Source organism: Celeribacter indicus, assembly GCF_000819565.1.
Taxonomy (GTDB): Bacteria; Pseudomonadota; Alphaproteobacteria; order Rhodobacterales; family Rhodobacteraceae; genus Celeribacter; species Celeribacter indicus.
On sequence record NZ_CP004393.1, the window covers coordinates 4,310,081 to 4,330,699 of the forward strand.

18 protein-coding genes are annotated in these 20,619 nt (G+C 65.7%); 4 read left to right on the plus strand and 14 right to left on the minus strand.

Annotation, left to right across the window (positions count from 1 at the left end):
* Positions 1–2: 2 nt before the first annotated feature.
* The 4 genes from urtB to P73_RS21055 form a co-directional block, all read right to left on the minus strand.
* Positions 3–1,958 carry an urea ABC transporter permease subunit UrtB gene (gene urtB / locus P73_RS21040; protein WP_043871081.1) on the minus strand — a complete coding sequence of 652 codons (1,956 nt, stop codon included), beginning with the start codon at positions 1,956–1,958 and terminating at the stop codon, positions 3–5.
* Between the two features lie 69 nt (positions 1,959–2,027).
* A complete protein-coding gene (gene urtA, locus P73_RS21045) occupies positions 2,028–3,254 on the minus strand; it encodes an urea ABC transporter substrate-binding protein (protein WP_245629296.1) in 1,227 nt (408 codons plus the stop codon).
* A gap of 439 nt (positions 3,255–3,693) precedes the next feature.
* Entirely contained in the window at positions 3,694–6,219 is a 2,526-nt protein-coding gene (locus P73_RS21050) for an ABC transporter permease (RefSeq protein ID WP_043871083.1), read from the minus strand.
* A complete protein-coding gene (locus tag P73_RS21055; RefSeq protein ID WP_043871084.1) occupies positions 6,216–6,902 on the minus strand; it encodes an ABC transporter ATP-binding protein in 687 nt (228 codons plus the stop codon). The genes P73_RS21050 and P73_RS21055 overlap by 4 nt, the downstream gene beginning before the upstream one ends.
* A 109-nt stretch (positions 6,903–7,011) precedes the next feature.
* Here P73_RS21055 and P73_RS21060 point away from each other — a divergent pair, with 109 nt between their 5' ends.
* The gene (locus P73_RS21060) at positions 7,012–7,599 is read left to right on the plus strand and encodes an arylesterase (protein ID WP_338032864.1); all 588 of its coding nucleotides are present in this window, start codon (positions 7,012–7,014) and stop codon (positions 7,597–7,599) included.
* Here the strand turns inward: P73_RS21060 and ccoS are convergent.
* From ccoS to P73_RS26055, 9 genes are all read right to left on the minus strand, one after another.
* Positions 7,596–7,757 (minus strand): cbb3-type cytochrome oxidase assembly protein CcoS, encoded by a 162-nt coding sequence (gene ccoS, locus P73_RS21065; protein ID WP_043871086.1) that lies wholly within the window; start codon positions 7,755–7,757, stop codon positions 7,596–7,598. The genes P73_RS21060 and ccoS overlap by 4 nt on opposite strands.
* On the minus strand, positions 7,754–9,931 hold the full coding sequence (locus P73_RS21070; protein WP_043871087.1) for a heavy metal translocating P-type ATPase: 2,178 nt from the start codon (positions 9,929–9,931) through the stop codon (positions 7,754–7,756). The genes ccoS and P73_RS21070 overlap by 4 nt, the downstream gene beginning before the upstream one ends.
* A gap of 9 nt (positions 9,932–9,940) precedes the next feature.
* Complete coding sequence (locus P73_RS21075) at positions 9,941–10,396, minus strand: FixH family protein (RefSeq protein ID WP_420836143.1); 456 nt, start codon at positions 10,394–10,396, stop codon at positions 9,941–9,943.
* Positions 10,397–10,400: 4 nt separating this feature from the next.
* Entirely contained in the window at positions 10,401–11,846 is a 1,446-nt protein-coding gene (ccoG, locus tag P73_RS21080; protein WP_043871089.1) for a cytochrome c oxidase accessory protein CcoG, read from the minus strand.
* A 368-nt stretch (positions 11,847–12,214) separates the two neighbouring features.
* Positions 12,215–13,099: a cytochrome-c oxidase, cbb3-type subunit III gene (gene ccoP, locus P73_RS21085; RefSeq protein ID WP_043871090.1), complete on the minus strand. Its 885-nt coding sequence runs from the start codon at positions 13,097–13,099 to the stop codon at positions 12,215–12,217.
* Entirely contained in the window at positions 13,096–13,275 is a 180-nt protein-coding gene (locus tag P73_RS21090; RefSeq protein ID WP_043871091.1) for a cbb3-type cytochrome c oxidase subunit 3, read from the minus strand. The genes ccoP and P73_RS21090 overlap by 4 nt, the downstream gene beginning before the upstream one ends.
* Positions 13,276–13,287: 12 nt before the next feature.
* A complete protein-coding gene (ccoO, locus tag P73_RS21095; protein WP_043871092.1) occupies positions 13,288–14,019 on the minus strand; it encodes a cytochrome-c oxidase, cbb3-type subunit II in 732 nt (243 codons plus the stop codon).
* Between the two features lie 15 nt (positions 14,020–14,034).
* On the minus strand, positions 14,035–15,630 hold the full coding sequence (ccoN, locus tag P73_RS21100) for a cytochrome-c oxidase, cbb3-type subunit I (RefSeq protein ID WP_043871093.1): 1,596 nt from the start codon (positions 15,628–15,630) through the stop codon (positions 14,035–14,037).
* A gap of 224 nt (positions 15,631–15,854) precedes the next feature.
* Positions 15,855–16,013 carry a hypothetical protein gene (locus P73_RS26055; RefSeq protein ID WP_158401968.1) on the minus strand — a complete coding sequence of 53 codons (159 nt, stop codon included), beginning with the start codon at positions 16,011–16,013 and terminating at the stop codon, positions 15,855–15,857.
* Here P73_RS26055 and P73_RS21105 point away from each other — a divergent pair.
* Positions 15,997–16,836 carry a universal stress protein gene (locus P73_RS21105; protein WP_043871094.1) on the plus strand — a complete coding sequence of 280 codons (840 nt, stop codon included), beginning with the start codon at positions 15,997–15,999 and terminating at the stop codon, positions 16,834–16,836. The two genes, P73_RS26055 and P73_RS21105, sit on opposite strands and share 17 nt — an antisense overlap.
* Before the next feature lie 111 nt (positions 16,837–16,947).
* Here the strand turns inward: P73_RS21105 and fnrL are convergent, their stop codons facing one another.
* Positions 16,948–17,688: a transcriptional regulator FnrL gene (gene fnrL / locus P73_RS21110; protein WP_043871095.1), complete on the minus strand. Its 741-nt coding sequence runs from the start codon at positions 17,686–17,688 to the stop codon at positions 16,948–16,950.
* A gap of 66 nt (positions 17,689–17,754) precedes the next feature.
* Here fnrL and hemN point away from each other — a divergent pair, with 66 nt between their 5' ends.
* Together hemN and P73_RS21120 are read left to right on the plus strand one after the other, a co-directional pair.
* A complete protein-coding gene (hemN, locus tag P73_RS21115; protein WP_043871096.1) occupies positions 17,755–19,110 on the plus strand; it encodes an oxygen-independent coproporphyrinogen III oxidase in 1,356 nt (451 codons plus the stop codon).
* 112 nt (positions 19,111–19,222) lie between these two features.
* Positions 19,223–20,617, plus strand: a complete 1,395-nt coding sequence (locus P73_RS21120; RefSeq protein ID WP_043871097.1) for an FAD-binding oxidoreductase — start codon at positions 19,223–19,225, stop codon at positions 20,615–20,617.
* The last annotated feature ends 2 nt before the right edge of the window (positions 20,618–20,619 follow it).

A 20,619-nucleotide genomic window follows, 5' to 3' on the forward strand; every position in this document is an offset into this window, starting at 1 on the left:
GCTCAGTCTCCCGCCGCGCGGCCCTTGAGGGCGATGATGCCCTTGGGGCGGAACTGGATGAAGATGATGATGAAGACGATCATGTAGGTCTGCGCCGCGAGCGTGTTCGACGGGTTCATCCATTCGATGCCCTTTTGCAGGAATCCGATCATCGTGGCACCGAGAAGCGTGCCCCAGATATTGCCGACGCCGCCGACGACGACGGTCATGAAGGATTGAACGATGTAATCCTGCCCCAGCTCCGAGGTCACCTTTGCATAGAGGCCGATCGCCACGCCCGCGATCCCGGCAATGCCCGAGCCGAGACCGAAGGTGAGCATGTTCACCTTGTCCGGGTTGATCCCCATGGAGGCCGCCATGCGCGGGTTTTGCGTCACCGCCCGTGTCTCGAGCCCGAGGCGCGTCCTCTTCATGATGAAGAGGAAAATGCCGAGGAAGACGAGCGCGAGCACGAATATCGCGATGCGGATATAGGAGATCCCCACGACATCGTTGAACACGAGCGCGCCGTCGAGCCAGCCCGGAGAGGTGAGCGGACGGGCCTGGGTGCCGAAGATGTTCTTGGCGAGCTGCTGCAAGGCGATAGACACGCCGAAGGTGGCGAGAAGCGTCTCGAGCGGGCGGTTGTAGAGCCAGCGGATGATGAGCCGTTCCATCGCCACACCGGCGGCGAAGGTGACGGCAAAGGCCACCGGGATCGCCAGAAGGATCGAGACCGTGTAATCGGGCACGAGCTGCTGGATGACGTATCCGGTATAGGCGCCCATCATGATGAACTCGCCATGGGCCATGTTGATCACCCCCATCACGCCGAAGGTGATGGCGAGCCCGATGGCAGCCAGGAAATAGATCGAGGCGAGCGACAGCCCGTCGAGCGACAGGTCGAGGAACTGGCTCAGCCCCACCGTGCGGTGGATCGAGGCGAGCGTCGCCTCCGCGGCCTCGGTCACGGCCGCGGAGGGCTCGGAATAGACCACGAAGAACTCCGCATCCCGCACCACTTCCTCCATGGAGAAGGAGGGATCGAAGGGCGGAACGGTCCCCTCCTCCGCGAGCGCCGCATAGGCGCGATCGCGCGCCTCCTCCGTACCGAGCTCGGACAGCGGAACGCCGGCGACCGCGCCGTCGGCGATATGTGCCTGGAGCGCCGCCTTGCGTTCTGCGGGCGTCGGCTGCGCGGTGGCGTCGCCGGCGGCGACCATGCGCGCGAAGGCGTCGGCGACGGACAGCGCCTCCGATCCGGGCCGGACCTCGTTCTTCACATTCGCCCCCTCGGAAAGGTCCGGCCCGTAGATGATGCGTGTCGCCAGAAGCGGATTGAGCGCCGCGCGGGCGTCGAGCGCCAGCGTGCCACGAAAGCTCTCGATCGCCGCGACCCGCTCGGCCTCGCTCTCCCCGAACCGTGCGGTCAGCAGCCGTTCGAGCCGCGCCTTGCGCGCGCGGATCGCCGGATCCTCCTCGGTCTCGATGGAGGCGCGCAGCGGGGCGAGATGGCTCTCGTCGCCGTTGCGTTCGAGCGAGGCAAGCGCCTGGCGCCGGATCCGGGGATCGGGATCATTGAGCTGGAACTGCACCAGCGCCGCGCCGAGCAGAGCACGGATGCCGGAATTCGGCCGGAGCTGGTCGAAATCGTCTTCCGGGAACTCCCCCACGACCTCGCCCGTGTCGAAGTCGTAGATGCGGAGCGTGTCGCGGTCCACCTCCTCGGCATGGAAGAAGAGGCCGTCCTCCTCACGCTGCCACATGTTGCGGTCCTGCCATTCGCGCAGCACGCCGCGCGCGGCGGGAAGGCCTGAATTGGCGATGGCGTCGATGGCGGGTCCGATAGTGCGGCGCGACGACGCCTCGATCGCCTCTCTGTGATCCTGAAGGACGGTCTGGATGGAGCCGTCCTGCGCGGACGCGGCTTGCGAAAGCGCGACCACGAGCAGGACGGCCGCGATCAGAAGACGGCTCATATGCGTTGGCTTTGTCGTTGGGGAAGGAATGAAGGGCGGCGATGCGGCCGCCCTCCGACGCGTGTGGGATCAGTAGTTGGACTTGATCTGAACGCAGGTCTCGGTCTGGGTGTTGTACATTCCGCAGCCGAGATCCTTCCAGTCGGAGTCCAGCACGGCGGATTCCGGCAGATAGTCGGTCCAGGCATCGCCCGGCACGGGATCGGTTTCGGAGACGATGTCGAACTGGCCGTCCTCGAGGATCTCGCCGATCAGCACCGGCTTGGACAGGTGGTGGTTCACGCCCATCACGGCCGTACCGCCGGTGAGGTTCGGGAATTCCTGCCCCCACATGTGCTCGCGCACCGCGTCCACATCGGTGGTGCCCGCCTCGGTCACCGCGTTCACCCACATATTGAAGCCGATGTAATGCGCTTCCATCGGATCGTTCGTCACGCGGCTGTCGTCGCCGATGAATTCGTGCCAGGCAGCGATGAATTCCTCGTTCTCCGGAGTGTCCGCAGACATGAAGTAGTTCCAGGCCGCGAGATGGCCGACGAGGTTGGACGTGTCGAGACCGGAGAGCTCCTCCTCGCCGACCGAGAAGGCGACAACGGGGATGTCATCGGCGGAAATGCCCTGGGCCGCGAGTTCCTTGTAGAAGCCGATATTGGCATCGCCGTTGATCGTGGAAATCACGCCCACCTTCTTGCCGTCCGCACCGAGCGCGACGACGTCGGACACGATCTTCGACCAGTCGGAATGACCGAAGGGCGTGTAGTTGACAAAGATGTCTTCGGGCGCGATGCCCTTGTCCTTCAGGTAGCTTTCGAGGATGTTGTTCGTGGTCCGCGGATACACGTAATCCGTGCCGAGGAGCGCGAATTTCTCCACCCCGAGTTCATCGAGGAAATAGTCGGTCGCCGGGATCGCCTGCTGGTTCGGGGCGGCGCCGGTGTAGAAGACGTTCTTCGAGCTTTCCTCGCCCTCGTATTGCACCGGATAGAACATCAGGCCGTTGAGTTCCTCGAGCACCGGAAGCACGGACTTACGCGACACGGAGGTCCAGGCCCCGAAGAGCACATCCACGTCCTGAACCGTCAGAAGCTCGCGCGCCTTTTCCGCGAAAAGCGGCCAGTCGGAGGCCGGGTCCACCACGACCGCCTCCAGGTCGCAGCCGAGAAGACCGCCCTTCTCGTTCTGCTGCTCGACGAGCATCAGCATCGTGTCCTTCAGCGTCGTCTCCGAGATCGCCATCGTGCCGGAGAGCGAATGGAGAACGCCGATCTTGATCGGACAGCTCACGTCCTGAGCCATCGCGCCGCCGGCCAGAGCGGTGGTCGCGAAAAGAGCCGACACCAGAGTCGCCTTGAGTTTGATTTTCACGTGTTTTCCCCTTGTTGGAAGCTGCGGTCCCGCGGCGTTCATCCTCTGTCGGTGCTCGACTCTGCGTCTGACATGTGTCGGAAAAACGTCGGATTCCCCTTTGCAGCCTTGCTGTGTTGCACCTTCAAGCGCCGCGAAGGTCTCTCGCTCGCACTTGTCCCATGCGGTCCGGCCATCCTGTCTGTAGCAGCACGTATCCCTTCCGCAGCGTCAGGTTTCACCTGCGCGCCGTGGCGCACAAGTTTTATGCTTGTGGGGAAAAGAGGAAGTGAGGGAAAGGCTTGGCGAGGTCAATAAATGGGCAACCATCGGCATGACAGCCAAGAAAAGGGGCAGGCCGTTAATGCCGCCGCTCCGCCCTCCGCGATTCTCAGCCCTCGCTCGCCCGGAGGATGCGTGCGGGACGCACCGCCATCGCGCGCCAGGAAAACAGGAGCGAACTGGCAAGCGTGACGATCACGCCGCCGGCGATCACGAACAGGGCAGAGGGCACTGAGAGCACGAAATCCGCCTCCATCACGAAATGGATCACGGCCCAGGCGGCGGCGGCCCCGGCGACGAAGGCCACGGCCCCCGCCCCCGCGCCGACGATCAGGGACCGCAGCGCGAACCCCGCGAGGATGCGGCCGCGGGAGGCGCCGAGCGTCTTCAGAACCGCGGCCTCGAAGCGCCGCCGTTCCTCTCCCGCCGCCGCCGCGCCGATCAGCACCACCGCCCCGGTCACGAGCGTCGCCACAGCGCCGAGCGTCGTGGCCGCGGCGATGCCCTCAAGGAGGGAAACGACGCGGTCGATCGCGTCGCGCACGCGAATGGTGGTGATATTCGGATAGGTCCTGGCAAGATCGCGGATCAGCGCCGCCTCGGCCTCCGGCGCGATATAGAGCGTCGCGATATGGCTGTGCGGGGCGCCCTCCAGCGCGGCGGGATCCATCGTCAGTATAAAGCCCATGCCCGCGCCGGAAAAATCGACCTCGCGGAAGGAGGTGACCTCCCCCGTGATGTCGCGGCCGAGCACATTGACCGTCATCCGGTCGCCCAGATGCAGGCCCATCTCCTCCGCCTCACCGGCGGAAAAGCTGATCTGCGGGGGTCCGTCGTAATCTTCCGGCCACCACGCGCCCTCGGTCACCGTGGCGTTTTCGGGCCGGGTCGCGGAATAGGTGATCCCGCGATCACCGCGCAGCACCCAATGCGGCCCGGCGACCGACACCGCGTCCTCGCCATTGATCCGGGTGATGTTGCCGCGCAGCATCGGCGCCGTCTCGAACCGGGAGACACCGGGATCGCTGCCCACCCGCGCAAGGAAGCCGTCGATCTGGTCCGGCTGGATGTCCACGACGTAATAGGAGGGCGCCACATCCGGCAGGTCCCGGTCGATGGCGCCACGGAGATTGGCGTCGATCTGCCCGATGGCGGAAAGCACGGTGAGCCCGAGCCCCAGGGACAGCACGGTGGAGACGGTCTCGCCCCCCGGTCCGCCGACCGCGCCGAGCGCGAGACGCAGGGGAAGCAGCCCGCGCACCCAGCCGCGCCGGGAAAGCCAGCGGGCCAGCGCGCCGATACCGCGGCCCGCGAGCACGAGTGCGAGGAAGGAGAGCGCGAGGCCAAGGAATGTCCAGAGCACGAGTTCGCGGCTTTCAGACAGGAGCACCGTCACCCCGACCAGCGCCGCGAGCAGCAGCGCGATCACCACGACATAGGGCCACCGCGGCCGGCCGGAGAGGCCGAAGAACGCATCACGATAGAGCGCGGCGGGCCGGATCTTTTCCACCCGCGCAAGCGGCCAGAGCACGAAGATCGCGCTCGCCAGCACACCATAGATCCCTGCCTCGAGAAGCGGGCGCAGGTGGACGCCGCCTTCGACCGGGACCGGCAGGAGCGTTTCCACGAACGGCAGGGCGATCAGCGGAAGCAGGCCGCCGAGCAGGAGGCCGAGCGCGACCGAGATGAGGGACAGCACACCGACCTGCATGAGGTAAATCATCAGGATCGTCACGCGATCCGCCCCGAGCGTCTTCAGCGTCGCGATCACCGCGATCTTGCGGTCGAGATAGGCGCGCACGGCCGAGGAGACCCCGACACCGCCGACGGCGAGACCGGCGAGACCGACGAGCACGAGAAAGGCGCCGAGACGGTCGACAAAGCGGCTCACGCCGGGCGCGCCGTTGCGTGCATCCCGCCATCGGAACGCACCTTCGGCCACCTCGCGCTCCGCCCGCGCCTTGACCGCATCGAGATCCGCGCCCTCGGGCAGGTCCAGGCGATATGCCGCCTCGAACAGGGTGCCCGGCGCGAGCAGGCCAGTGTCGCGCAGCGTGGCGAGCGAAACGATGGACCGTGGCCCCAGGGTGAAACCGCCCGCCGTCCCGTCCGGTTCACGTGTGAGTTCCGCCATCGCCACGAACCGCTCTCCGCCGAGCGTCACCTCATCCCCGACCGACAGGCCGAGCCGCTCGAACAGCATCGGGTCGAGGACGATCCCCGGCACGCCCGCCCGCCCCGCAAGCGCCTCCGAAAGCGGCATGTCGGGAGACAGGAGCACGGTGCCGACCAGCGGATAGGCCGCGTCCACCGCCTTGACCTGGGTCAGCGCGCGGTCGTCGCCCAGGCTCAGCATCGAGCGGAAATCGGCGACCTCGGACACGCCGCGCGCCGTCTCGTCCATCCAGGCGCGCTCCGCCCCGGTCGCGAACCGGTAGGTGAATTCCATTTCCGCGTCGCCGCCGAGCAGGGCGGCGCCCTCGCGCGACAGCCCCTGCGTGATGGCCTCCCGCACGGAGGTCACCGCGGCGATGGCCGCGACGCCGAGCACGAGACAGATCACGAGGACACGGAACCCCGCGACGCCCGCCCGCAGTTCCCGCCGCGCAAAGCTCCAGGCCAGGCGCGCCCTCACGCGGCGGCCTCGTCGGTGTCGAGCCGGCCGTCGCGCAACCGGATCACCCGGTCGCAGCGCGCAGCAAGCTCCGGCGCATGGGTCACGAGCACGAGCGTCGCGCCGTGACGGTCCCGCAGGGTCATCAGAAGCTCCATGATCGCCGCGCCGTTGACACCGTCGAGGTTGCCCGTCGGCTCATCCGCGAGCAGGAGCTCCGGACGCGGCGCGGCGGCGCGGGCAAGCGCCACGCGCTGCTGCTCGCCGCCCGACATCTGGGCAGGGTAATGATCGAGCCGCGATCCGAGCCCCACCGCCTCGAGCTCCGCGCGGGCGCGTTCGAAGGCGTCCGGCACTCCGGCGAGTTCGAGCGGCACGGCGACGTTTTCGAGTGCGGTCATCGTCGGCAGGAGGTGGAAGGATTGGAAGACCACCCCCATATGATCCCTGCGAAACCGCGCGAGTTCGTCTTCGTCCATCGCGGTCAGATCGCGCCCCAGAACAGAGACGCGGCCGGAACTGGCCGTTTCCAGACCGCCGAGCAGCATGAGGAGCGAAGACTTGCCCGATCCAGAAGGCCCGATGAGCCCCAGCGTTTCCCCCCGCGCCACATCGAGCGTGATCCCGTGGAGGATCTCGACCCGTCCGGCATTGCCCTCGAGGGACAGGCTGACGTCTTTCAGCGATATGATCGGATCGGTCATGGGGCAGGTCCTGAAATCTCTTTCCGTTTCATATGGGTGCGGGGCGAGCCGCTGCAACCTTCTTGCCATGCTGAGTGCTAACGTTTTGTTGATGGCCGCTCCGGCGGCTATGGCAGAGACGATTACGGTCGCGGCGCTGGGCGACAGTCTCACCCAGGGCTACGGGCTGATGCGGGAGGAGGGTTTCACCGCACGGCTCCAGGATTGGCTCGACGCGCATGACGTCGATGCGACGGTTCTGAACGCGGGCGTTTCCGGGGACACGACAGCCGGCGGGCTGTCGCGGGTCGACTGGACGCTCTCTCCCGAGGTCGGTGCGATGATCGTCGCCCTGGGCGGCAACGACGTGCTGCGCGGGATCGCGCCCGAGACCGCGCGCGAGAATCTGACCGGGATTCTTGAGGCCGCCCGCGCAAAGGACGTGCCCGTGCTGCTTGTGGGGATCGCCGCGCCGAACAACTATGGCGCCGCCTATCGCGAGTCGTTCGAGGCGATCTATCCCGACCTGTCGCAAGAGTTCGACACGCTCTATTTTCCGAATTTCCTCGCACCGCTCACCGATCTGGGGGAGATGAGCGAGGTGATGGCCCGCTACGTCCAGGCCGACGGAATCCATCCGAATGCCGAGGGGGTGAAGCTGATCGTGGAAGCCATGGGGCCGAAGGTCGCCGAACTTGTGGAGCGGGCGCGCGACTAATCCTCCTTCGGGTGGTCGTCGTAATCGCCCGTCAGAATGCGGTTCGCATCACCCTCGGGGTCGTCATATTGACGCGACCGGATCGACCAGAAGAACGCGGCCAGACCGAGCCCGCCGAGAAAGACGGAAATCGGGATCAGGTAAACGAGAACGTTCATGATTTTCCCCTCAGGCGCAGCGCGTTGAGCGACACCGTGACCGAACTGGTCGACATCGCGAGCGCCGCGGCAAGCGGGGTGGCGAAGCCCGCCAGCGCGATCGGAATGGCGATCAGGTTGTAAAGCGCGGCGATGCTGAAATTTTCCTTGATCCGGCGCGTGGCGGAAACGGCGACCTGGGTCGCCTCTCCGAGGGGGGCGAGCGATTTGCCCAGAAGCACCATATCGGAGACGACCCGCGTCGCCTCGAGCGCGGAGGCGGGCGAGATCGACACATGTGCGGCGGCGAGCGCGGCGGTGTCGTTGAGCCCGTCCCCGACCATCAACACCTTGCGCCCCGACCGCGTCAGCTCGGCCACGCGCAGCGCCTTCGCCTCCGGCAGGCACTCGGCCGCCCAGGCGGAGATGCCGATCCGCCGGGCGATATCGGCCACGGCGGCGGGTGTGTCCCCGGACAGAAGCACGACATCCTTGCCCTGCCGCTGGAGCGCGGCGACGGCCTCGGCCGCACCCTCCCGCAGGTGATCGGCGAAGGTGAAGGCGACCGGCGCCGCATCGCCGATCTTCAGATAGGTCGCAGTCTGGGCGAGCGGCTCCGCCCCGAGCCAGCCGGCGCGGCCGAGCCGCACGGGCTGGTCGTCCCAGACACCCTCGATCCCCTGCCCAGGCACTTCGCGTATCCCGGAAAGCCTCGCGGGCACGACATCGGCGGCACGCGCGGCCTCGTGGAGCGCGGCGGAAAGCGGATGCGCAGATCCGGCGGCGAGGGCCATGGCGATGCCTCGGGCGCGCGGCGGAATTTCCGCTAGGTTCGACAGCTCCGGCTTGCCCTCGGTGAGGGTGCCGGTCTTGTCGAAGACGACGGTATCGACCTCCGCCAGGCGTTCGAGGGCGGTGGCGGATTTGATCAGCATCCCCGCACGGAACAGGCGCCCGGAGGCGGAGGTGGTCACGGCAGGCACGGCGAGACCGAGCGCACAGGGACAGGTGATGATCAGAACGGCAACGGCGATGTTGAGCGACAGCCGGATATCGCCCGAGTAGATCACCCAGCCGGCGAAGGCCACGAGCGCCAGGAGGTGCACCGCGGGGGCGTAGATCCCCGCCGCACGGTCGGCCAGCGAGGTGTAGCGGTTGCGCGAGGTCTCGGCCATGGCGACGAGATCGGCCATGCGGTGCAGCGAGCTCTCCTCGCCCGCCGCCGTCACCCTGATGATGAGCGGGCCGGTCAGGTTCACCTCGCCCGCGGACACGACGGTCTCCACCCCCGCCGCCACCGGCAGGCTCTCTCCGGTCAGAAGCGAGCGGTCGAGCTCGGACGCGCCGTCGACCACGATACCGTCCACCGGCACGCGGGCCCCCGGCACGACGCGCACCAGCGCGCCCCGGACCACCTCCCTGATCGGCACGACCGTGCCGTCGGCGAGCGTGGCGCGAGGCACTTCGAGCGCGGCGAGCTCCTCGGCGGCGGAGCGGGCCACCGAGCGCGTGCGGTAGTCGAGATAGCGTCCGGCCAGCAGGAAGAAGGTCAGCGAGAGCGCCGCATCGAAATAGGCATGCCGGCCCGATTCCATCGTCTCGAACAGGGACATGCCCCCCGCGAGCAGGATCGCGAGCGAGATCGGGACGTCCATGTTGAGCCGTCTTGCCCGCAGCGCCGTCCAGGCGGATACGAAGAACGGTTGCGCGGCATAGGCGATGGCCGGGAGCGCGATGGCCGCCGAGATCCAGTGGAACATGTCCCGCGTCGCATCCGCCGCGCCGGACCACACCGCGACCGACAGGAGCATCACGTTCATCATCGCGAAACCCGACACGGCGATGCGGGTCAGAATCGCCCGGCCCTTCCGGTCCGTCTCCGTCGCGGAGATCGCGCTCGCGTCGAGCTCGTAAGCCTCATAGCCCGCCTTCGTCAGCGCGGCGATCAGATCGTCGACGGACACGGCCGGATCCGCCTCGACCTGCGCGCGCTTGAGCGTCAGGTTGACCCGCGCCGCGCGCACGCCCGGCTGCCGCATCAGTTCGCGTTCGACGCCGGAGATGCAGGCCGCGCAATAGATCGCGGGCAGGGAGAGGACGAAGCGGATGTCCTGCACGTCCCGCGCATGCGCGGCCTCTTCGGCGGCGGGAGCGGCCACACAGGCCGGACAGGCGGAAATCTGGACCTCGGACATGGCCTCTGCCTACCGTTTGACGTGGATGACGATGCGTTGGGTGAAGGCCGTGCCGTCAAGCGCCGTTGCCGTCATCCGATAGTTCCAGTTGCCCTCATCAAGCACCCCGGTCTGCGCCACATAGGCCTCGCCGTCGAAGCGGAATTCAGGCTGCTGGTCCTGCGCGACCGTCGTGGCCCGGCCGAGCGTGCCGCCGATCTCCGCGACCTCGACCGGCCGTCCGGCATCGTCGCGGATATAGACATAGAGGTTTTCCTGATCGTCCACCGCCTCGACCGTCCAGCGCAGGGCTTCCTGCGCCTCCTTGTCGCGATTGAAGGTCTGGGACACGCCGTAGGAATTCGCCGTCTCGAGGCCGGGGAAGGTCTTCACCGCCTGAACGGCCATGAAGACATTCACCCCGATGATGATCCCGAAGGTCCCCACCATGCCGATCAGAACGTGCTTTCCGGTAATCTCGCGCATCATGTCACTGTCCTCTTCCGTTGAACACCGTCTCGACACCGACGCGGGAACTGCCCGCCAGATCCTCGGCCCAGAAGGTGAAGTCCGTGCGATCCGACATCGCGGCCTCCGAGCCGACCGGAGCTTCGACATAGGCGCGCACGATGCGCATTTCGTCCGCCCGCACCGCGATCGTGTCGCCGGCCGGGCTGTCCGAATCCTGCAACGTGACCGAGAGGGTCTCGTCACCTGTCACATTTACACGGAACTCCCGTTCCTCGCCATGCTTGTTGCGGATGCGCAGGTCATAGATATTGCGGATCGCACCGTCCGATTGCACGACGAAGGTCGGGTTGCGCACCGGGGCCACCGTCATGTCGATATCCGAGCGGATGAACAGTGCGAACAGCAGGCCGATGCCCACCGCCGCCCAGAGCCCGGTGTAGAGGATGGTGCGCGGGCGAAAGACGTGTTTCCACACCGGCCTCGGCGGCTGGCCGGAGATCTCGCGCGGCTCGTCCGTCAGCGCCATGTAGTCGATCAGGCCGCGCGGCTTGCCGACCTTGGCCATCATCTCGTCGCAGGCGTCGATGCAGAGCGCGCAAGTGATGCATTCGAGCTGCTGTCCGTCGCGGATGTCGATCCCCATCGGACAGACATTGACGCAGGCCATGCAGTCGATGCAGTCGCCGAGTTCCGCCGCGCCTTCGCTCTTGCGATGCTTGCCGCGCGGTTCCCCGCGCCAGTGGCGATAACCGACGACCAGCGTATCCTCGTCCATCATCGCTGCCTGGATGCGCGGCCAGGGGCAGGCGTAGATACAGATCTGTTCGCGCGCGAAGCCGCCGAAGAAGAAGGTGGTCGCGGTCAGGCAGGCCATGGTGATATAGGCCGCCGGATGCGCCTGCCCGGTCACGAGATCGACGAGCAGGGTCGGCGCATCGGTGAAGTAGAAGATCCACGCCCCGCCCGTCGCGAGCCCGATCAGCAGCCAGGCGAGGTATTTCATCGTGCGCAGGCGGAATTTCCTGAAATCGGTCTTCTTCTGGCGATGCAGGCGCAGGCGGGCGTTACGATCGCCCTCGATCCAGCGTTCGACCAGGATGAAGAGATCGGTCCAGACCGTCTGCGGACAGGCATAACCGCACCACACCCGTCCGGCCGCCGAGGTGAACAGGAAGAGCCCGAGTCCCGCCATGATGAGCAGGCCCGCAATGAAGTAGAATTCATGCGGCCAGATCTCGATCCAGAAGAAAAAGAAGCGGCGGTTGGCGAGGTCCACGAGAATTGCCTGATCGGGAAGCTCCGGTCCGCGGTCGAACCGGATCCAGGGCGCAAGATAATAGAGCCCCAGGGTGACGATCATGATCACCCACTTCAGGTTGCGAAACCGCCCCCTCACGCGGCGCGGAAAGATCGGCTCGCGCGCGGCATAGAGTTTCTGTTCGGGGGAGTTGTCGGTAGAGCTCATGGAGCGTTGCCTTTTCGTGCACGGTTCGCCTGTGCCCCTTATCGGTCTCGCGACCTGCCGGGAGCATTGATGTGAATCAAGGTTTTTCGACTCACGGCGGAAACATGCATCAAATAGGTTCCTTTTTCCTGCGACACACCGCCCCGATCCTGCGACAGACTGCCTCGGCGGCCCTCCTGCGGCGATTGGGTCCCCTCCGCAAAGCGACTCGTGGGCGGCCGAAGGCGGCCCCGCGCGAGAGGAAGACACCGCATCGGCGGAGCACGCGGTGTCTCGCGATGATGTAGGCACCGGCCCCGAAGAAACGCGCGAACAGGATCAGGGGCCGGCGCCGCAACCCGGACGTTTCCGTCCGGATCCCGTGATGCTTACTGACCGCCGCCCAACTGGTGAACATATATTGCGGCGGCGTTCACCTCCGCCTGGCTCAGACGCTGACCCCAGGCAGGCATCACCCCGAAGCGGGCGTAATGGACTGTCTCGTGCACCGTCTCGCGGTCGCCGCCGTAGAGCCAGATCGCATCGGTCAGGTTCGGCGCGCCCTGATAGATGTCGCCGGTGCCGTCCTCGAGATGGCAGGACGCGCAGTTGAACTCGAAGACTTCGGCCCCCGCCGCGGCCAGTTCCGCATCGTAGCTGTGGCCCGTCACATTCGTGCCGTCGCCATCCGGATCGGAGAGCGACAGGACGTATTCGACGACCTGGTCGATTTCTTCGGGCAGAAGCAGCTCGTCCGCGCCGAAACGCGGCATCTCGGAATAGCGCGCGTCGTCGTCGGTGTCGTTGCGCACCCCGTGCTGGACGGTATAGACGATCTCGTCGATCGTGCCGCCCCAGAGCCAGTCGTTGTCGAGCAGGGTGGGATAGCCCACGTTGCCCTGCGCACCCGAACCGTGGCATTGCGAGCAATTCGCGCGGAACACAGCCGCGCCCATGTTGACGCCGTAGTTGTAGACGTCGGAGCCCACGCTGACCTCTGTCACGTCGGCCGCGGCGAGTTCGGCTTCCACGGCGGCATTCATGCGCTCGAATGCCGAGATCCTTTCGGCGACCTCGTGCCGCGTGGACCAGCCGAGCAGGCCGCCCGTCGCCCGCTCGACCATCGGCCAGGCCGGAAAGGCGATCGTATAGCCGATGCCCCAGATGATCGTCAGGTAGAAGGTCCAGAGCCACCATTTCGGAAGCGGATTGTTGTATTCCTCGATCCCGTCCCAGGAATGGCCCGTCGTTTCCACGTCGTTCTTCTTGCTCATGTCCTCGCCTCCTTTTCGGCGGGTTTGTCTTCATTCCGGAAGATGATCTCCGCCGTGTCGCGATGCTCCTTGCGCGAGCCGGGGCGGAACACCCAGACCACCACGCCGACGAAGAACACGAACATGGCAAGCAGCACCCAGCTGTCGGCGAATTCGCGGAGGATGTGATAGTCCATCTCTCCGCCTCCTCAGCGCGACGCGTCCGGCGTGAAGGTCGAGAAATCGACCAGCGTACCGAGCATCTGCATGTAGGCGATCAGGGCATCCATTTCGGTGATCCCGTCCTGCCCGTCGAAATTGCGCACCTGTGCGCCGGGATAGCGCTCCACGACACCGTCGGCGTCATAGTCACCGTCGGGATCGGCCTGGGCCATGAAATCCTCCCGCGCGACTTCGATCTGTTCGTCGGTATAGGGCACACCGACGATGCGATGCGTTCTCATCAGGTCCTGGATATATTCGGGCTCGATGTAGCGATCCGCGAGGAAGCCGTATTTCGGCATCACGGATTCCGGCACCACGGATTGCGGGTTGGTGAGGTGGTCGACATGCCATTCGTCGGAATAGCGGCCGCCCACGCGGGCGAGGTCTGGCCCCGTCCGCTTCGAGCCCCACTGGAACGGGTGGTCGTACTTGCTTTCCGCCGCCAGCGAGTAATGTCCGTACCGCTCCACCTCGTCACGCATCGGCCGGATCATCTGCGAATGGCAGACATAGCAGCCCTCGCGGATGTAGATCTCGCGGCCGGTGAGTTCGAGCGGCGAATAGGGGCGCACGCCCTCGACATCCTCGATCGTGTTCTCGAGGTAGAAGAGCGGCGCGATCTCCACGATACCCCCGACGGTGACGACCAGAAGGGCCGAGACCATCAGCAGGGTGCCGTTGGTTTCAAGGATCTTGTGCCTGTCGATGAGAGCCATTGTCAGACCCCTCCCTTATTCGGCCGGAGCCATGATCGTCTCGTCGGCCCGAACGGGGCTGCGGCGGACGGTCATGATGAGGTTGTAGCACATGATGAGTGCACCAGCGAGGTAGAGCGCCCCGCCGAGGCCCCGCACCACATACATCGGGTGCTTGGCGGCCACGGTGTCGGCGAAGGCGTTCACGAGGAAGCCCTGGCTGTCGACTTCGCGCCACATCAGGCCTTCCATGATGCCCGTGACCCACATCGAGGCGGCGTAGAGCACAATCCCGATGGTCGCGAGCCAGAAGTGCCAGGACACAAGACCCAGCGAATAGAGCCGTTCGCGGTTCCACAGGCGCGGCACGAGGAAGTAGAGCGCGCCGAAGGTGATCATGCCGTTCCAGCCCAGCGCGCCGGAATGGACGTGGCCGATGGTCCAGTCGGTGTAGTGGGACAGCGAGTTCACCGCGCGGATCGACATCATCGGCCCTTCGAAGGTGGACATGCCGTAGAAGCCGACGGCGATCACCATCATCCGGATCACCGGGTCGGTGCGCAGCTTGTCCCAGGCGCCCGAGAGCGTCATCAGGCCGTTGATCATCCCGCCCCAGGACGGCATCCAGAGGATCACGGAAAAGACCATGCCGAGCGTCGACGCCCAGTCCGGCAGCGCCGTGTAGTGCAGGTGGTGCGGACCGGCCCAGATGTAGAGGAAGATCAGCGCCCAGAAGTGGATGATGGACAGCTTGTAGGAGAAGACCGGGCGTTCGGCCTGTTTCGGGATGAAGTAGTACATCATCCCGAGGAAGCCCGCGGTCAGGAAGAAGCCCACCGCATTGTGGCCGTACCACCATTGCGTCATCGCATCCTGCACGCCGGACATGACCATCACCGAGCGCGAGCCGAGAATGGAGACCGGCACCACGAGGTTGTTCACGATGTGGAGCATCGCGATGGTGATGATGAAGGACAGGTAGAACCAGTTGGCGACGTAGATGTGTTTTTCCTTGCGGGTGAAGATCGTGCCCATGAAGACCACGAGATAGGCCACCCAGACGATCGTCAGCCAGAGGTCGATATACCATTCCGGCTCGGCATATTCCTTCGACTGGGTCACGCCCAGCAGATAGCCGGTCGCCGCGAGGATGATGAAGAGGTTGTAGCCCCAGAACACGAACCAGCCGAGGCCGCCGCCCCAGAGGCGCGCCGCCGAGGTGCGTTGCACCACATAGAAGGACGTCGCGATCAGCGCGTTGCCGCCAAAGGCGAAGATCACCGCGGAGGTGTGCAGCGGACGCAGACGTCCGAAATTGCCGTGTCCTTGCAGAAACTCGAAGTTCAGTTCCGGAAAGGCGAGCTGGAAGGCGATGAAGGTCCCGACGAGAAAGCCGACCACACCCCAGAAGGCCGTTGCAACGACGCCGTACCGCACGACGCCGTCGAAATAGCCGGACGGCGCGGGTCTGACATCGCCGGTCGTGCGCAGCGCGTAGATGAAAGCGATGGCCGCAGCGGCCATGAAGATGAGGGCGTGCACCTGGTAGGCAAAGTCACGCCCGTAGTTGGCGGCAAGGCCAAGGAGGACGACGGCGACCCCCAGCACTGCCAGCTTGATGTAATTCCACATGTTGCGTCCCTTCGTTCTGCTGCCCGTGGCAAAAGGCATCGTCGCCCCGTGCTTGGACACGAGTTCCGACAGCGTGCGGTTTGGACGACATCCTGTCGATCCTCCTTGATCTGAGTCAAAATGCCCTGAAATCGGATGATTTCCCGGCATCTGCTCAAGATGGACGGAGCGGCCGGATGGAACCGTCACAAGCCCGTTCGCGCCATAATTGTGCGACGATCACCTCAGAATATAAAGGAAATTTGTACGAACGGACTGGCGCAAAACGCCGCGCCCGTTAATTTGTTGATCTCAATCAAAGCCGCTATCATCACCACGGCGCATCCTTCAGCGCGAAACGACATCTCATCCGAAGGGGAGGCCAGCATGCCTTTCAAGTCCATCACGACCATCATCTGCGACATGCAGGCCGACCGCCACGCGCTCGATGCCGCAGTGTCGCTCGCCCGCCACGACGAGGGACATCTCGACGTGATCTGCCTCGGCCTCGACCGCACGCAGCCGGGATTCTATTACGCCGGCACCAACGCCATGGCGCTTCAGGACAACCTGCAACAGGCCCAGGCGGAAAGCCGCGAGATCGACGACCAGGTGAGCGCGTATCTCAAGGCGGAGGACATTCCCTGGGTCACCAATCCGCTGACGGCCCAGATGGCCGGTCTCACGCCGCAGCTTGCGCATTTCCTGCGCTTCTCCGACGTCGTCGTCCTGCCCCGCCCCTACGGCGAGGGACGGGGCCACGAGCATGAGGAAATCCTCGAAGCCGCGCTCTTTTCCGGGCATGTGCCGGTCCTCGTGGTCCCTGACGGCACCAGCGTTCCCGAAAAGATCGAGCGCGTCGTCGTCGCCTGGAACGAAAGCGCCGAGGCGCTCGGCGCGGTACGTGCCGCCCTGCCGATTCTCCAGAAGGCGGATCTCGTCGACGTCACGATCATCGACCCGCCGCAGCACGGGCCCGACCGCTCGGATCCGGGTGGTTCGCTGTGCCAGATGCTCGTCCGTCACGGCGTGCGCGCCGAAGTGTCGGTGCTGGCAAAGACCATGCCGCGCGTCTCCGACGTGCTCTGCCGCCAGATCCGCGACAAGGATGCCGATCTTCTGGTGATGGGCGCCTACGGCCATTCGCGGTTCCGCGAATCGATCCTCGGCGGCGCGACGCGTCACATGCTCGAACTGGCGGAAATCCCGGTGCTCATGTCGCATTGAGCGCCGCCCGCCGGAAAAACGGAAAGCGCGCCTCAGGGCGCGCTTTTCTTGGTTCGTGTGTCGAAAACATCCGCCGGACCTGTGGCCGAGCCGCGGAACGGCGCCGCCCGCTCAGGCCATCAGGCCGCCGTCGGCGTCGTCGCCGGTCTCGATCTGAAGCCGGTCGAAATCGGGAATGACCACCCGGCGCTTGCCCTCGAGCACGATCACGCCGTCGCGCTTGAGCGCCGAGATCTGCCGCGACACCGTCTCCAGCGTCAGCCCGAGGTAATCCGCCATCGCCTCCCGCGTCAGCGGCAGTTCAAAGCTCATCCCGTCGCCCGTCGTCTCGAGCGCGAGCGACGCCTCGCGCCGCGCGATGATCGCGATCAGCGAGGCGATCTTCTCCCGCGCGGTCTTGCGTCCGAGAATCAGCATCCATTCCCGTGCGGCATCCAGCTCGTCGAGCGTCATCTCCAGAAGCCGCTGTCCGACGTGGGGCGTGCGCACCATCATCGCCTCGAAGGGTTTGCGGCGAAAACAACAAAGCGTGAGGTTGGACACCGCCACCACGTCGTAAAGCGCAGTTTCCCGCCCCGGCCGACCGAGGAAATCGGAGGGCAGGAGCAGGCCGACCATCTGCGTCCGCCCGTCCTCCATCGCCTGGCTGAGAGAGGCGACGCCCGTCACCACGGAGGCGACGAAATCCATGCGATCTCCGGACCATACGATAGGTTGGCCGGCCTCGTAGGAGCGATAATACTTGATCGCGTCCAGCTCCTCGAGCTCGTCGGCATCGCAGCGGGCGCACACCGCTCTGTGGCGGATCGGGCAGGCTCCGCATTCCTTGTGGTCGAATATGATATCGTTCATCGTGCGCTCTTGCATTCTTGATCTGCGTCAAGGCGTCAGATCCTCGTTCGTCTAGAGCGTATATCCATGAACACACACGCGCAACTCCGTAAGCTGGGCCTTTTTGACGCTCGCGTGCCCCGGTACACGAGCTATCCGACCGCCCCCCACTTCTCCGACCTCACGCAGCCGGAGGATGTCGAAGGCTGGCTCGCAGCCCTGGACCCGTCCCAACCGATTTCCCTCTACGTCCATGTGCCCTTCTGCCGGCGGCTGTGCTGGTTCTGCGCCTGCCGCACGCAGGGCACCAGCACCCTCGGCCCGGTCGCGACCTACGTGGAAACGCTGAAAGCCGAGCTGGCGCTTCTGAAGGCGCGGCTTCCCGAGGGCATCGAGATCGGCCATCTGCACTGGGGCGGTGGCACGCCCACGCTGCTCGATGCCGGGCTGATCGCGGATCTTTCCGCCGCCATCCGCGAGGTCGCCCCCTTCGCGCCCGAATATGAATTTTCCGTGGAGGTCGATCCGAACGAGATCGACGATCCGCGGCTCGACGCACTCGCGGCGGCAGGAATGAACCGGGCCTCCATCGGCGTGCAGGATTTCGATCCCGCAATCCAGGAGACGATCGGGCGCATCCAGTCCTACGAGACCACGAAACAGGCCGTCGAGGGGCTGCGCGCGCGCGGCATCCGCTCGCTCAACGCCGACATCCTCTACGGGCTGCCGGGACAGACCCCCGAGAAGATCGCCCAGAGCGTCCAGAAGCTGCTCTCGCTCACGCCCGACCGCGTGGCGCTGTTCGGATATGCCCATGTGCCCTGGATGGCGCGGCGTCAGAACATGATCCCGACCGATGCCCTGCCGACGCCCGAGGAACGTCTCGAACTGTTCAACATCGCCCGTGACCTCTTCGTCTGGGACGATTATGCCGAAATCGGCATCGACCATTTCGCACGGAAGGGCGACGGGCTCGAAGTCGCGCTGCGTACCGGCAAGCTGCGGCGCAATTTCCAGGGTTATACCGACGACAAATGCCCCACCATGGTCGGCGTCGGCGCGTCGTCCATCGCGAAATATCCGCAGGGCTACGCCCAGAATCAGCCCTCCACCTCGAAATACCAGGCGGAGGTGCGCGCCGGTCGCCTGCCGATCGCGAAAGGGCACAGCTTCACCCCCGAGGATCGCCTGCGCGGACGCATCATCGAGGCGCTGATGTGCGATTTCCGTGTCGACGCCGCCGAGCTCGAGCGCGACCACGGGATCACCCAGGCGCAATTCGACGCCTTCGCCGCAGATGTGGCGGCGGCCTTTCCACAGATGCTCGACATCACGCCCGAGGCCATCGTCATCCGCGAAGAGGCGCGCCCGCTCACCCGGATGATCGCGCGCCATTTCGATGCCTACGAGATGACCCAGGCGAAACATTCCGCCGCGATCTGAACGGCGCCTGTTTCCCGGCGCCGCCCCCGTCCCGCGCACGGAGGCGGCTTTTCGTCCCTTGCCTTCGCCGTCGTTTTGGCCGACATCCGAAGCCCGACCGAGGGAGCGCATCATGGATATCATCGCCCGGCTGAAGGCCGTTTCGCCAAACCTGCTGACTGGCGCGGAGACGCTGGCCTACGGGCGCGACTGGATCGGGAAACACGTCACCACGCCGCTGGCCGTCCTCCGCCCCGCCACGACTGCCGAGGTCGCGGCGATCCTTGCCCTCTGCAACGAGACCGGCACGCCCGTCGTGCCGATGGGCGGCAATACCGGCCTCACCGGCGCGACCGCGGCCGAAGGCGCGGTGATCCTCTCGCTCGAGCGCATGAACCGCATCCGTGACATCCGGCCAGAGGCACGGCTGGCCGTGGTCGAGGCCGGCGTGATCCTTCAGGATCTGCATGAGGCCAGCGCCCGACACGGGCTCCGCTACCCGATGAGCTTCGGCGCGCAGGGCTCCGCGCGGATCGGCGGGACGCTTGCCACCAACGCCGGCGGCTCAAATGTGCTGCGCTACGGCAACACGCGCGACCTTTGCCTCGGGCTCGAGGTCGTGCTTGCCGACGGGCGTGTGCTCGATCTCATGAGCGCGCTGCACAAGGACAATTCGGGCTATGACCTGCGCGACCTGATGATCGGATCGGAGGGCACGCTGGGCGTGATCACCGCCGCCGTCCTGAAACTCGTGCCCGCCCCGCGCGCCCATGCCACGGCAATGGTCACCGTGCCCGGTCTCTCCGCGGCTCTGCGGCTTCTGAACGCCCTCCAGGAACGCACCGGCGGCATGGTGGAAGCGTTCGAATACATGCCGCGCGACTATATGGCGCGCCTCGCCCGCGTCCGCCCCGACCTCACCCCACCGCTCGGCCACGATCACGACCACACGATCTTCCTCGAGATCGCCTCGAGCGTGCCGCGCGATTGCAAGGCGGACGAAGATGGCCGCGTGCCGCTCGCACACCACCTCGAGGACACGCTCGGCGCGCTGTTCGAGGAGGGGCTGGTGTCCGACGCGGCCCTCGCACAGAGCGAGGCGCAGCGCGCGCAGATGTGGGCGATCCGGGAGGCGGCGGCGGAAATCTCCACCGCGGAAACTCCCGTCGTCATCAACGACCTCTGCCTGCCGCTCGACCGGGTGGAGGACTTCCTCGACCGCGCGGCAACCGCGCTGCGCCGCCTCGATCCGGGCTTCTCGACCTGCGTCGTCGCCCATCTCGGGGACGGAAATATCCACTACACGGTGACGCCCAGCGACGCCGCGCTTTGCGATGCGGTGATGGATACGGTGGAGGATATCGTGGCGGACATGGGCGGCAGTTTCTCCGCCGAGCATGGCATCGGCCTCGCGAAACTGCCCTCCATGCGGCGGCGAAAGGATCCCGTGGCGCTCGAAATGATGCGCGCGGTCAAGGCCGCCTTTGATCCGAAGGGCGTCCTCAATCCGGGCAAGACGCTGCCCTGAGG

Bases quoted from the DNA above. Each gene is read 5' to 3' on its own strand.
- urtB (WP_043871081.1), bottom strand. From the start codon at position 1,958: ATGAGCCGTCTTCTGATCGCGGCCGTCCTGCTCGTGGTCGCGCTTTCG.
- urtA (WP_245629296.1), bottom strand. From the start codon at position 3,254: ATGGCTCAGGACGTGAGCTGTCCGATCAAGATCGGCGTTCTCCATTCG.
- P73_RS21055 (WP_043871084.1), bottom strand. From the start codon at position 6,902: ATGACCGATCCGATCATATCGCTGAAAGACGTCAGCCTGTCCCTCGAG.
- P73_RS21060 (WP_338032864.1), top strand. From the start codon at position 7,012: ATGGCAGAGACGATTACGGTCGCGGCGCTGGGCGACAGTCTCACCCAG.
- ccoS (WP_043871086.1), bottom strand. From the start codon at position 7,757: ATGAACGTTCTCGTTTACCTGATCCCGATTTCCGTCTTTCTCGGCGGG.
- P73_RS21070 (WP_043871087.1), bottom strand. From the start codon at position 9,931: ATGTCCGAGGTCCAGATTTCCGCCTGTCCGGCCTGTGTGGCCGCTCCC.
- P73_RS21075 (WP_420836143.1), bottom strand. From the start codon at position 10,396: ATGCGCGAGATTACCGGAAAGCACGTTCTGATCGGCATGGTGGGGACC.
- ccoG (WP_043871089.1), bottom strand. From the start codon at position 11,846: ATGAGCTCTACCGACAACTCCCCCGAACAGAAACTCTATGCCGCGCGC.
- ccoP (WP_043871090.1), bottom strand. From the start codon at position 13,099: ATGAGCAAGAAGAACGACGTGGAAACGACGGGCCATTCCTGGGACGGG.
- P73_RS21090 (WP_043871091.1), bottom strand. From the start codon at position 13,275: ATGGACTATCACATCCTCCGCGAATTCGCCGACAGCTGGGTGCTGCTT.
- ccoO (WP_043871092.1), bottom strand. From the start codon at position 14,019: ATGGCTCTCATCGACAGGCACAAGATCCTTGAAACCAACGGCACCCTG.
- ccoN (WP_043871093.1), bottom strand. From the start codon at position 15,630: ATGTGGAATTACATCAAGCTGGCAGTGCTGGGGGTCGCCGTCGTCCTC.
- P73_RS21105 (WP_043871094.1), top strand. From the start codon at position 15,997: ATGCCTTTCAAGTCCATCACGACCATCATCTGCGACATGCAGGCCGAC.
- P73_RS26055 (WP_158401968.1), bottom strand. From the start codon at position 16,013: ATGGACTTGAAAGGCATGCTGGCCTCCCCTTCGGATGAGATGTCGTTT.
- fnrL (WP_043871095.1), bottom strand. From the start codon at position 17,688: ATGAACGATATCATATTCGACCACAAGGAATGCGGAGCCTGCCCGATC.
- hemN (WP_043871096.1), top strand. From the start codon at position 17,755: ATGAACACACACGCGCAACTCCGTAAGCTGGGCCTTTTTGACGCTCGC.
- P73_RS21120 (WP_043871097.1), top strand. From the start codon at position 19,223: ATGGATATCATCGCCCGGCTGAAGGCCGTTTCGCCAAACCTGCTGACT.